The sequence below is a fragment of the Sphingobacterium puteale genome, assembly GCF_003627955.1.
Taxonomy (GTDB): Bacteria; Bacteroidota; Bacteroidia; order Sphingobacteriales; family Sphingobacteriaceae; genus Sphingobacterium; species Sphingobacterium puteale.
In genome coordinates, this window is the sequence record NZ_RBWS01000007.1 from 163,507 (window position 1) to 176,927 (window position 13,421).

At 42.4% G+C, this 13,421-nt stretch carries 5 protein-coding genes; all 5 read right to left on the reverse strand.

Translation table 11 applies throughout. The features are described from left to right. Positions 1–138: 138 nt before the first annotated feature. The 5 genes from D7322_RS09920 to D7322_RS09940 all read right to left on the reverse strand — a co-directional run bounded on the left by D7322_RS09920 (position 139) and on the right by D7322_RS09940 (position 13,412). The gene (locus D7322_RS09920; RefSeq protein ID WP_121123753.1) at positions 139–4,353 is read right to left on the reverse strand and encodes a hybrid sensor histidine kinase/response regulator transcription factor; all 4,215 of its coding nucleotides are present in this window, start codon (positions 4,351–4,353) and stop codon (positions 139–141) included. A gap of 23 nt (positions 4,354–4,376) precedes the next feature. Then, positions 4,377–6,998, reverse strand: coding sequence for a glycoside hydrolase family 88 protein (locus D7322_RS29175; protein WP_121124096.1), 2,622 nt, complete (start codon positions 6,996–6,998; stop codon positions 4,377–4,379). Between the two features lie 157 nt (positions 6,999–7,155). After that, a complete protein-coding gene (locus D7322_RS09930; protein ID WP_121123755.1) occupies positions 7,156–8,343 on the reverse strand; it encodes an alginate lyase family protein in 1,188 nt (395 codons plus the stop codon). A 19-nt stretch (positions 8,344–8,362) separates the two neighbouring features. Beyond that, positions 8,363–10,933, reverse strand: coding sequence for a glycoside hydrolase family 95 protein (locus D7322_RS09935; RefSeq protein WP_121124098.1), 2,571 nt, complete (start codon positions 10,931–10,933; stop codon positions 8,363–8,365). A gap of 4 nt (positions 10,934–10,937) precedes the next feature. Then, positions 10,938–13,412 carry a glycoside hydrolase family 2 TIM barrel-domain containing protein gene (locus D7322_RS09940; protein WP_121123757.1) on the reverse strand — a complete coding sequence of 825 codons (2,475 nt, stop codon included), beginning with the start codon at positions 13,410–13,412 and terminating at the stop codon, positions 10,938–10,940. Positions 13,413–13,421: the final 9 nt, after the last annotated feature.

Here is a 13,421-nt window from a genome sequence, read left to right on the forward strand (position 1 = left end):
CGATAACGAGGTTATTTTATTTTGGAATAAGTTTAAAAACAGTTATCTTTGTATCATCATAATTTAGGTTTATAATTGGTTATTGAAGGTTTTCATTCTCCCCGTTTGAAAACCTTTTTTTGTGCGATACAATTTCCTTTAATTTTCTTTCACACTAAATTTCTCGATGTAGGTACGCGGACTTTCTTTATAGAATTTCTTAAAGGTTTTACTAAAATATTTTGGATCATTGAAACCTACTTGATAGGCAACTTCACTGATACTCAGTTCACTGTTGTTTACTAATATTTGTGCTGCTTTTTTTAGTCGGACCATATTGATAAATTCGACCAGATTGAGGCCAGTTTGCTGTTTTATTTTACGGTATAAAACGGATCGGCTCACCCCTATTGCCTTCGTCAATTCCTGTACCCCGAAGTTTTCACAGCCCAAGTTTTCCTCCATCACCCCCAGTACCTGATCCAAAAAACGCGTTCTTTCGGTTGTCGCTGTTTCTTGGCCGCCTAGCAGATAATTCTGTACAAACTTTTCTTCCAAACGTTTTCTTGTCTGTATAATGTTTGTTATTTTCTGAATCAGATGCGGCATACTGAATGGCTTGGTAATATAATCGTCGGTACCAATTTCAAAAGCTTCAGTAATATAAGGGTCCGCCGTTCGGGCAGTCAATAAAATAACAGGAATGTGGTTTGTGCTATTATCATTTTTTATTTGCTGTAATAATGTTATCCCATCACAATTGGGCATCGTTACATCAGAAATAATAATGTCAGGCTGCATCGTATGAACTAATGCCAGCGCCTCATTTCCGTCATTGGCCTCTAACACCAAATATTTCTTGCGTAAATTTTCAGAAAGGAAACATCTGAGCTCCACATTATCTTCAGCCACAAGTATAATCGGTTTTTCATCTGCTATGCGTTCCGCTTCCACTTCGTTTTTTTCGGGATTATCCAGCTGTTGATCCGTGTGCTCGGCCACATCGGATTCAGCCATATTCGTTAAAAGATCCGTGGTACTTGTGGCATCCATACCCAAATTCTGCTGTGGCAGACTAATCCTGAAAACAGTGTTGTACGCCAGAGCTTCTTTCGCCATATTACTTTCGACAGTTAACAAGCCGCCATGTAAATGGATAATGGATCGTGACAATGCAAGTCCAATGCCACTGCTGGTAGCGACAATTCCGTCGGTATTTGCCTGGTAAAATTGTTCAAATACATGAGGAATATCTTTTGCCGGAATCCCTCTACCGGAATCCCATACGGAAATAAGTAGTCTGGTATCAACTCCATCATCCTGCAATTCGCTTTGTACTTTTATCCGTCCCCCCTTATCTGTAAATTTAAAGGCATTGTAGATCAGATTGACAAGTACTTTTTCAAACTGTTCAGGATCCAGCATTGTCCTGTAATCAACGGGGATATTATTTTCGAGAAAAAACTGGATGTTGTTCTTTTCTGCTATAAAATGGAAGTTTAATAAAACATTTTTAAGGTATTCGGCGACCAGGACTTTCTGATAGTTAAGTTTCATTTTTCCACCCTCCTGTTTTCGAAAATCAAGCAGCTGGTTAACCAGATTCATTAAACGGTCAGCATTCCGTGTGGCATATCCCAAATGTTCTTTTGCGTACTCCGATAGCGAATGATCCGTTTTCAACTGGTTCAAGGGACCTATAATCAACGACAAAGGTGTACGGAACTCATGTGAGATATTTGTAAAGAAATTCAGTTTAGCATCGTGCAATTCCTCTTGTTTTTCGGAAGCGAGCTTCCGAATCAAAAGGTCGCGTTTTAGTTTATTTCGACCATAAAAAAAACGAATAATTAAAAATACAACAAAGCCTAAAATCAAAAAATAACCGGTATAGGCCCACCATGTTTTCCATGGCGCAGGCAGAATCCTTATTTTTAACACCCGTGGCTTTTCATTCCAGATACCATCGTTATTAGATCCTTTTATCCAGAGTTCATAATTGCCCGGATCTAAATTCGTGTAGGTCGCTACCGGATTTGTTACGTAATTCCAATCCTGATCAAAACCTTTTAAATAATAGGCATATTGGTTTTTTTCGGGATGAACATAATTCAACACACTGAATTCTAAGCTAAATACATTCTGATTATGATCCAGCACCAATTCATCGATCATGGAAATATCCTTGGCGATTACGCCATCCACGTCAGGTCTGACAGTACGGTTAAACAGTTTGAGATCGGTAAACTGTATCGGCGGCACATAACTATTCACACTCAGACTATCGGGATTGAACAGGGTAAAGCCAGAAAAACTACCGAAAGCGAATTTTCCGTCGCGCAGTATTGTGGCTGCATTTTGAATATACTCATTCCCAGGTAAGCCATCCACTTTTGTATAACTTCTAACGCTTCCTGTCTGCGGATCGAAACAGGTAATCCCAGTGTTGGTACTCAACCATAATTTGTTTTTAAGATCGCTCAAAATACCAAAAACATTGTTTATCGGTAGACCATTCTGTTTATTGAAACGCTTAAAAGCTTTCTTTTCGGGTAGATACCGATTTAGCCCCCCCATATATGTTCCGATCCAGATCTGTCCTTTTCTATCTTCATGAATGCTGATAATATCGTTGCCGCTAATCGAAAGGGTGTCATTTTTGTGGTTGAAAAAAGAGACGAATTTATCTGTCCCTGCTATTTTGAGATTTAGCCCATTGGAAGTCCCTATCCATAAGTTACCTTTGGAATCCTCCATGAGTGCTCTAACCATATTAGATCTCAACTGTTTACCGGCAACGTTGAAGGTCTGAAAATAACCGGTTTTTTGATTTTTCCGCTGTACCTGCAAACCGCCACCAAATGTTCCGATCCAAATATCCCCCTGACGATCTTCCAACAGCGCATAGACATTATTGTTAGCTAGCCCATTTGTCGCATTTGGATCAAAACGAAAATGTTCGTATGCCTGCTGCCCCTTACGCCTCAAATTTAATCCACCATCATAAGTACCAACCCATAAATTTCCCTCCCGATCGCGACAGATAGATTTCACATTGTTATGGCTTAAGCTTCCAGCATTATTTTTATCGTGCCTTTCATTAAAAAATGAATTGGTATATCGGTTAAAATAATTCAATCCACCACCTTCTGTACCTATGACTAGTTCTCCATTCGGATTCTCCAAAAAAGCGCTGACTACATTATAGCTCAAGCTATTCCTTCGGGACTGATGCGTAAAGTTTTGAAAATTAGGTATATCCTTATCATAGATATTAATTCCGCCAAAATAGGTTCCGATCCAAATAGAACCTCTTTTATCCTGAAAAATTGGTCGAATAGAGTTGTTACTTAAACTATTGGGATTATTATCGTCAGCCTGTACAAATAATAGCTTTCCATTTCGGTACAGATAGAGACCATTGAATGTTCCAATCCAGATGCTCCCATCATCAGCCTTCTTTAGTGAACGAACATCTTGGTTTGCTAAATTTGCAGTCTGGCTGTCATGACCAATCAGGGAAGATACTTCGCCCGTATTTTCATTGATTATTTTTATGCCGTTGTATTTCGTTCCTACCCAAAAAACTCCTGGGGAAAATTCCAGTACAGCCTGAAATCGTTGATTTACTTTATTAACCAGTCCTTTCTGATTGAAATAGGTCCGTAACACTTTCAATCTATTGCCATCCTTAGAAGCTGACTGCATCAGTACGATTGCATCATCTGTACAAAACCATAATCTTTTCTTCCCGTCCTCGTATATCGTTCTAAAATTTCTGAAATGCGAGCGGCCATTGCTCCCTTCTACCGTAATCTCATTAAAAACAAGCTCTGCCTCCAAATGAGGGCCTTCTTTTATCCGGTATAATCCAACATTTGTTGCGACCCAAATTAGGTCTTTAGAATCCTGGAAAATCTGATGCACATTTACTTCTATCTTCCCACTTGTACTCTCCACGACTGGCAATGGAATACGCGTAAAATTATCTGCATCACGATTGTATAGGTTAAGGCCACCTGTTGTGCCTACCCAAAGTCGTTTTTTCCTGTCTTCAGTAATCGCCTGTATAAAATTATGTTCTAAAGAAACACTATCCTGAGGATTGCTTCTGTAAATTGTAAACTTGCGGCCATCATATTTATTCAGTCCGTCGCGGGTGCCGATCCACATAAATCCCAAGTGGTCCTGTTCAATAGCAAAAACACTACCTTGCGATAAACCTTCGTTTACATCCAGATGTAAAAAACGATAGTTCTTTTCCTGTGCATGAGAAATAGAAAAGGTAATCAGTGAACTAAAAAACCAGAATATACAAATACGCAATGGCATCATAAGGAATATAATTGAAATGGATAGGCTAAAAATAATCATTCCATTCTATAAAATACCAATAGTTATTTATTTAACCTATCATTTAGTTGTTGCTCATAAAGCGACTCAATCCGCATTTTTTTGTTTTGATTTTCCCAAAATCCCATGGGCCTATCTTTAAATCTTCCGGGGATTTTTTCGCCCCTTACTCCTATCGCAAAATTTTGTCCTGATGCCCAGGGCCGCTGTACTGTCGCTCCCCGGACTTTACAATTCCATAATACCTGTGTGACTCCGGCCCAGCCATGCCCGCTTCCCCAGTTACCCCGATCCTGAACATTGATTTCGCCATCGGTCGTAATCTGATCGTACAGGGTGCCTACTGCCCAACGATGATGTGGGCCAATATCCGCATGGGTATTCGTTGCAGTGGACAAGCTAAAAACGTTTGGCCCCAAAGTTCTTGCTCCCGTGACATAGTCATGCCTTCCTTCTGTGGTATATAATTGAGTAAACAGATTGAGCTGTCCATTGTTATTGAATGAATACCTACGTCCCCCTGTAATTTGAGATTTGGGATCCAGGCATTTCGAGTTGATGACGGATGTTTGTTTTGCGAAGGCTCCCAAGCTTACCGCCGCATAACCAAAATAGCGTGCTGTAATGTTGCGTACCCAGGCATTTTCAACTTTATCGAGCTCAACGGCTATCCAGCCATGGTTTTCGTCCGTTTCATTGGCAAATTCGGATTCAAAACGTAAATTTTCAACCCCTACTTCCTGAATACGTCCCGGAAACTTAAACGGGACGACCGATACTTTACCGAACTGAGGATCTATGGCCATAACGACCGGATTATCCAAAAACAGCGTATCTCCGCTAATAGCTGCGATAACACGTTCAAATTTCAATTTATATTCTTTGGTTGTCCATTGTTTTGTTCCTTCCCTTGCTATAATTTGGTCCATTTTAACTGCTTTAATCCACGCCGCATTGAGTTCATAAGAAAGAAGTACTGATGCCCCTTTCTGAAAATCGCGACCGTCATCCACAACGACATACTTACTTCCGACGGGGATATATATTGACTGAACCACATGTCCTTTACCCTGATCTTCGACATAGTTACCATCACCTGAAATTTTCAATAGGCTACGCTGTTGCTTTCCTGTCGCACGCAATAGCGTTTCACCTTCTGCATCCCCTTCTCCTCTCAATACGATACCACTCGATTTGATGAGTAAACTGCCGGGGATATTGTAAGTTCCTTTTTTCAGCATTATCGTCCCTCTATATCCATCTTTATCGAGGGGTTTTCTTGCTATTTCATCGATAGCCCCCTGTATCATCTGCTGATCAGTTCCATCTGCTGTAGAGCGCAATGTGATAATGCTGGCGACAGTGGGAAGCGGTCGATCCCCTTGGTGATAGCCAACCCGACTGAAATCAGGGACCATATTTCCCTTATCATCCGGAAAATAGATGAGTTTACCCTCGGGGTCTTTTCGAACCAGGCTAGACTGTGTCCGTCCTGAGCGTAAGTTTTCCTCCCGAAGCAAAGCTTCTAAAAAATAGTAATCAGCATAACTTAATGGTTTATCCACTTCGGAATTGGAGGGTTTTGATCCCGTACTATGCAGTAATATAAATCCCTTATTTTTATTTTTGGGGGACATATATCCATCAATTAGATTTGATAATATCGTACGTGCCCTGTCTAGATGCTCCTTTCCCTGATTACTGAACGTACTCAATTCCAATAATCCGGATGCGATCACTGTCGCGGCTGAGACATCCCTCGGTTCATTCGGAATATGAGGTGCATCAAAATCCCAATAAGGGATTAAATCCTTAGGCATTCGAGGATGGGCAAAAAGCCAGTGTGCGACCTTCTCGGCTTGCTCTAGGTATTTCGGATCACCTGTTTCGCGATAGCACATGGTATAACCATACAGGGCCCATGCCTCGCCCCTAGCCCAGGTAGACTCATCACTAAAACCCTGGTGTGTATTTCTGTGCTGTATTTGACCGGTGACAGGATTATAGTCAATGACATGATAAGTGCTGTAATCCGACCTAAAATGGTTTTTCATTGTTGTGTTTGCATGGCTAACAGCAATATGGTAATAAGTAGAATCCCCCGTCAGTTTTGTTGCTTCAAAAAGCAACTCCAGATTGAGCATGTTATCAATAATGACCGGAAAATCCCAACGATGGCTATTATGATCCCAAGAACGGATGCATCCGACCTTGGGGTTAAAGCGTGTTGCCAAAGTTTTAGCGGATTGGATAATGACATCCCGATAATGTGCATTGGCCGTAAGACGATAACCGTTACCAACACTACAGAAAATCTTAAAGCCCATGTCATGGGTTTTCCCATTATACTGTTCGCCCTCTATACCTCCGGTCAATTCACCCGCCAGCTCTTTCCATTTACGTTTGCCGGATTTCTCATACAAATACCATAAAACCCCGGGGTAAAATCCACTTGTCCAATCGCCACGCTTTACTGCCACTAACTCGTTGTTTTCAGATAGTGTACGTGGAGAAGCCAATGTAGAATCCGCTTTTTTTAGCACCTGTAGCTCTTCATAGAGCAATTGCGACTGCCGATCAGCAAGGGCCCAGGCTTTTTTCAATTGACTGGTGCTCTGTGCTTTCATTTCCTCAGCACCACAAAGGATATACGTTATGCACAACATCCAAATGACAAACCGTTTTCTGCGGTTAAAACGACTCGAAACATCTACGTATTTTGATAGCAGCCTATTTATATTGAAAATCATATTACATTTAGGTTTATTTAAGTAAAAGGTTAATGGTCAGATTTATCGTTGGAATAGCATTATTACACGGTGATTATAGCCAGATTAAAGGATTGCGGATAGGCAAGTTACGAATGACCTCTTCCTCCTTGGGATTATGATCCAGCCTAGCCCAAAGTTTCAAATAGGTACTGTCTTGGTAAGCATTTGCGGCAAAGACAAGAGCAGGCTGAGCAATAGGCCACTGCTCCCAGTACATTACGTCTTTTTGATAAGGCCATTTGGCTTTATCTTCGATATAAGGGATCATGAAATCGATCCCTTTTTTTATTGTACGCCCATCGGACAGCGTGTGTTGCCATAGCGGTTCATCTGCTGTTGATAGGATATGACAAATCATGGCCATTGCATCTAGGTTAAAAAGTGAATATCCAAAAGGTTTCGTGCGTTGAAGTTCCCGTGGAAAACTACCGTCTTTTTCCATCTGATTGGGCAGTAAAATTTGTTGATAGCGTTCACTGCACATCTTGAGCAAAGCTGTATCCTTTACTAAGCTGGCAAAGGAGGCCACCTGCATCACCCAACAGGTGCCATGATTATTTGCTGCATTCATTTCATCTTTACCGTATTGATGCTCCGTCAACCAGCGTAAATAGGCAGCAAACCAACGATGTATGGCCTCTTTGGTTGACTGTGGAAAGTTTGGATCATTTTCGAGCACTTTTACGCCCTGCGCCACTTCCATTAAATGAATGGTATCAATAATCCCGATACCACGCCCTGTAAATCGTCCTTGCACAGCTTGCGCATACAGCAAATTTGGACTCATCATGGTCGTCGAATCAACAAACCAGGCATTCAAGTGGAGCAGCGCCTGTTGCACGTATTTTTTATCCGGCTGCAAACGATAAGCAGAGGCTAATCCGCCTATGATTCTGCTAAAGCGGATCATGGCTTTTCGATGGGCGACAAAATTGGTAGGATTACTCATGCCGTCCCGTTGAATATAAGGTGCATGGGCATCCTTTGGATCGGGCCACCAATAGTCACCCTCCGAGTAAAAATCATGAATCCCCCCGCTGCTTCGAACCGCAGGATAGGCCGCGACGGTTATAGGCATCTGCTTCATAGCCCATTTTGACTGCTTCTTTATAATAGGACGCAAAACGGCCGCGATCTCTCTGTTAAAATATGTATTGGGTTGTTTCGCCCCTGTCAATAGTGGGAGCAGCACAATCCCAATAAATGTGTAAACTAGTCTGGAGATTGATTTTAAATTCATTTCCTTAGATTTTTATGAGCTATATCGGGATTATACGGTACTCCTTGCCCCTGACAGTTTGAAATTCAATTTCAAAGGTTTCTTTGGTTGACAAGGAAGATAACTTTTCGCGATCAAGGATATGGTATTCTAATGAACCTGGCTTGTATAGCAATTCATTTTCTACTCGGGAGCCGCTGTCGTCGTGCAGTCCAATGACTTTCACAGGAATAGCGGTGCGCAACTTGCATATACCACCTATATTGGAAACGATGCGTGCCTCTTGCAATTTATTATCCTTCCAATCCATGTACACCGTAAAGTTTCCTCGCGCTTTAATTCCCCTGATATGTCCTGCCGGCCACTCATCTGGCAAAGCTGGCAATAGATGAACTGCACCATCATGACTTTGCAAAAGCATTTCAGTCATTCCGGCGGTTGCGCCAAAATTGCCGTCGATCTGAAAAGGAGGATGTGCATCGAATAAGTTCGGATAAGCACCACCACCGCTCATCTGCGCGCGATCCAGTTTGGGATCAATAAAGTTAAGCGCGTCCTTAAGAATTTTATAAGCGTGGTTTCCATCCTGTAATCTTGCCCACCAATTTGTTTTCCATGCCATCGACCAACCTGTACTTACATCACCGCGCAAAAGCAACGATTTTTTTGCCGCAGCGGCCAATTCACTATTTGCTGTAACGCTAATCTGATTACCGGGAAAGAGTCCAAAAAGATGTGAAATATGCCTATGCTGATCTTTGGGATCATCCCAATCTTTAAACCATTCTTGCAATTGACCATACTGCCCGACCCGATAAGGATATAGCTTTGCTCTTGCCTGTTCCAATGTCGACTTAAATTCAGGATCAACCTGTAGCACATCGCACGAACGAATTACCGCGGTAAATAACTCGCGGATAATGGCCATATCCATTGTGGAAGCCAAGGTCAATTGATATTCCTTCCCTGCTATTTTAATTGTATTTTCAGGTGATGTAGAAGGGTTTGTGATCAGGTATTTATTTTCAGGATCAGCAATTAACCAGTGTAACATAAACTGGGCAGCCCCTTTCATCAGTGGATAGGCTTTATTTTGAAGAAAAGATTTATCTCCAGTAAAGCGATAATGCTCCCACAGGTGCGTACTGAACCAAGCCGCAGCCATTGGCCATGCAGACCATCTCGGCATGCCTTTAGGATCCCAGTCATACCCTCCTGGAGGAGAGGTCTTAGCCCACAAGTCCGAATTATGGTGAACTACCCAGCCTTCCTTTATGTTGTAATTTACAGCTGCAGTTTTTGCTCCATTGACGGCCAGTTCCTCCATAAAATCAAATAGCGGCTGATGGCATTCGGACAAGTTGGTATTTTCCGCCAGCCAATAATTCATTTCGGTATTGATATTCGTGGTGTAATTACTTCCCCAAGGCGGCTGTACCTGATCATTCCAGATCCCCTGTAAATTAGCAGGCCTTCCACCTTGTCTCGAACTTGCGATCAGCAGGTAACGGCCAAAATGATAATACAAAGTCAGTAAATCCAGATCCGTAGGACCTTTTGAAAATTGCATAATCCGCTGATCCGTCGGTAAACTTGCCTGTGTTGAAATTCCAGCCAGTTCAAAATCTACCCTGTTAAACAGCGACCTATAATCTTTCTGATGATCAGCAAGCAGTGTTGTAAAGTTTTTTACCGCCACCTGTTTCATTAAACGGTTAACTGTCGCCTTTACATCTTTTCCTGCCTGGCTCGGCGATTTGTCGAAACCATTAAAGCTGGTCGCTTCTGTCAATAATAATAGCACCTCGTCGGCTCCCGTAATACGAAGCTTATCTTTTTCCTGTTGTACTTTCCCTCCTTTTACCTCTACTTTGACACGCATTTCGAAAGTCATCCCCTTTCCCTCAAGGCTATCGTAAACCACCTGTTTAGGTTCGTAATCCCGGTTGGCCACAAAACTGGGGGCTTTGCCCACAAGGCTTAATACATCGTCGCCGAGTGCTGAAACGGTACTTTTCAGTTTACTGGTCATGGACAGATCCAAAGTGATCGATTTCGCTTTATTTGCTATTAAGCGAATGACCAAAGCTTTGTCGGGATAGCTGACAAAGCTTTCTCTTTGATATTGCACACCTTTATACGTATAACTTACCGTACTTACGGCCCCTTCTAAATTCAAATCTCTCCGGTAAGCTTTTACCGCTTTCTCGTCATGGTGAAAATCTAACCATAGATCGCCCATAGGTAAATAACGTGCCGAATAAGGGCCTTGCATTTTCTTCCAGAGCACAGCAGCCTCTTCATATTTACCCGCCAAAATAGCTTCACGTACCAATGGCAAAATTTGAGGTCCATTGGGGTTATTTCCAGCCTCAGGTTCGCCAGACCATAGGGTATTATCGTTAATCTGAAAACGATCCCTGCTCACCCCGCCAAAGACCATGGCTCCTGTCGTACCGTTACCCAGAGGTAGTGCCTCCTCCCAATATGCAGCGGGTTTATCGTACCACAGTTCGCGCTTCTTTTGCTTATGCTGTGCATGGCTATAAGTCGCAGTTATCACTATCCCGAGCAAAAGAAAAAAGCGCAAATTAGCGTTCAATTTTATCATCTCATTATTTTTCAATTGTCAACAAAGTACTTTTTGATTCGTCCATCCGTCCGGACACAACTGCTTTTCCTGTCGATAAGCGAAGCCGTACCAAAGCTCTTCCATTATATGCCTGTACTTTTCGCGCCCCTATGGATGTTCCCTGATCAATGATCAGCTCACCATCTCCTGTAGCATCAAAATAAATCCAGTTTTTGGCATCCAGACAAAGAATACCATCTTTATCCAATACCTTGGCCTGCACTGTTATGACATCATCTTCCCGTTCAATTTCTTCAACCTGTAATTTTGTGGGTTTTCCCCAGGCTTGAGTCTGATACACTTGTTCTATTTCATCTGTCAGTAGTTCCTTGCCATTTTTGCTAACCGCTTTTATCTGATTTTTTCCCTCACGTAATTTCACCATCCAACGCAAGCCGGCAGCAGGGAAATCTTGGCTATTTCTTTTCTTTATCCCCTGACTTTCGCCATTGACAAATAGTTCGACTTCTTTCGCGTTAGAATATACTTTAATCATCTTCGCTTCATCAGTCTGTCCCCAACGAACAGGCCAGGTATGTCCATAGATATGCAACATAGGTTTTGAAGTCCAGTATGATTGAAATACATAATAGGACTCTTTTTTTGTAAAATCACGTTCGACGACACCTTTCTGATTGACGTAGGGAACAGGATTATCAGGCCGAACAGGTGTAGAAAAGTCCTTAAAAGGCCAATATGCGGTACCGGTAAGCCATGGCATAGTTTCCTGTTCTTTGAGGTGCCAATCAATCAAATTACAGATATAACTTTCACTCCAGTCGCCGTCCTTAGAAACTCTGGCAGCGCCACCGACGAGCGATGCATCTCCCGCCCGTTCATCGGTCGTACCATCACCTTCTATTTTGGCTAATGCCCGGTCCGGATCTTCGGCATGTCGACGAGCGTGACTATCTCCGCCCCATTCTACGTGGAGAAAATGTTTGACCTTTTTCATTTCTTCTGTTGAGGCCGTTTTATAATCAGTATACATGCCACGATACCAACCGGCCCAGATTGAGGGTGAATACACATCAACAATATCTTTACAAAAGTCACAACGTCGTATGGCTGTTTTTCGACTGGGATCCAATTGGTGGGAAAGTTCATGCAGTTCGCGCATAAATGTCCTGATTTTCTCTTTGTCGAATTCAGGGAAATCGCCAGGCCAATCATTTTCATTACCTAGGCCCCAGATAATGATAGAAGGGTGATTATAGTGCTGCTCAATCATATTTGTCAACATCCGTTTTCCCTGTTGCTGATAGATTTCACCGCCCAAGCCACCACGGCACCAAGGGATTTCCTCCCAGACCAAAATTCCGAGGCTGTCACAGGCTTCGAGCACCCTGCGGCTTTGCTGATAATGCCCCAACCGAATGAAATTGACGCCCATCTCTTTCATCATCGTCATTTCTTGTAAAATCTGTGCATCTGTCATCGCCGCCCCTACAGCAGCATGATCTTCATGACGATGCGTGCCCTGAAGCAAAAGTCTTTTCCCATTTAATAAAAAGGGACCATTATTTTTAAATTCCACATGCCGGAAACCAAAAAGACTCTCTTCTTTAAATGTCTGTCCATTGCTTTTGACGATAGTTACCAAACGATACAAAGCGGGATGATCCGGGCTCCACAATTCAGGTTTTTTAACCGTTAATTTTCCAAAGTCAAGTGATCCTCCCACTGAACGAGCAAGCGGTGTTTGAGTCAATAGCAATTTACCGGAAGGGTCATAAAGCTGTGTTTCGACATCAAAACTTGAGCTGTTGGATTGTGTTAATAGGCGACCACGGATTTGCAATACGCCCTGTTTTCCATCAACATCGACTGTGGGGCTAACAAAGACTTTTTCTAAGGCCGTCTGTGGTACATATTTCAAATTCAGGTGGCGATAGATACCTCCATAAAGATTAAAATCGGAAAGATCTGAGGGAATCATTTCGAGGTCACGTGAGTTATCTACCCGAATTGAAACAGGTATCTTTCCTTTAAACCGTGTTTTATAGGCATCTGTTTTTTTAAACTGTTCGACAGCCTCAGTAATATCTACTGTCCATTCATCATAGCCGCCGACATGTTCCCCAACCTTTTGCGTATGGATATAAACCGTAGACTTTTGTCCCGCACCTTCAAAATGAAGCAATGTACGACCATTCGGATAGGGGTTTTCTATGGTTAAGGTCTTTCTATACCAACCTGGGCCTTGATAATAATTGACAGCTGGATCAACGGCATCTAAGGCATTGTAACAATGAGGCAAACTAACTGTTTGCCATAGGGGAACGGATTCCGGGTTACCTGCTCCGACCGGCCTTACAGCTTCCCAAATCCCTCCGAGATCACTCTTCAGAAAGTCCCATTCTTGATCAATGCGTCTTGATTCCTGTGCTTGGAGCTGTAACGTGCCAACCCCCAATAGCAATGTAAGTATTTTATAAAGTTTATTTTCTTTTATCATTAATGTGCT

What these genes read in the sequence shown, in the direction of transcription:
- D7322_RS09940 (WP_121123757.1), bottom strand. Translation starts at nt 13,412, where the DNA reads ATGATAAAAGAAAATAAACTTTATAAAATACTTACATTGCTATTGGGG.
- D7322_RS29175 (WP_121124096.1), bottom strand. Translation starts at nt 6,998, where the DNA reads ATGTTGTGCATAACGTATATCCTTTGTGGTGCTGAGGAAATGAAAGCA.
- D7322_RS09930 (WP_121123755.1), bottom strand. Translation starts at nt 8,343, where the DNA reads ATGAATTTAAAATCAATCTCCAGACTAGTTTACACATTTATTGGGATT.
- D7322_RS09920 (WP_121123753.1), bottom strand. Translation starts at nt 4,353, where the DNA reads ATGATTATTTTTAGCCTATCCATTTCAATTATATTCCTTATGATGCCA.
- D7322_RS09935 (WP_121124098.1), bottom strand. Translation starts at nt 10,933, where the DNA reads ATGATAAAATTGAACGCTAATTTGCGCTTTTTTCTTTTGCTCGGGATA.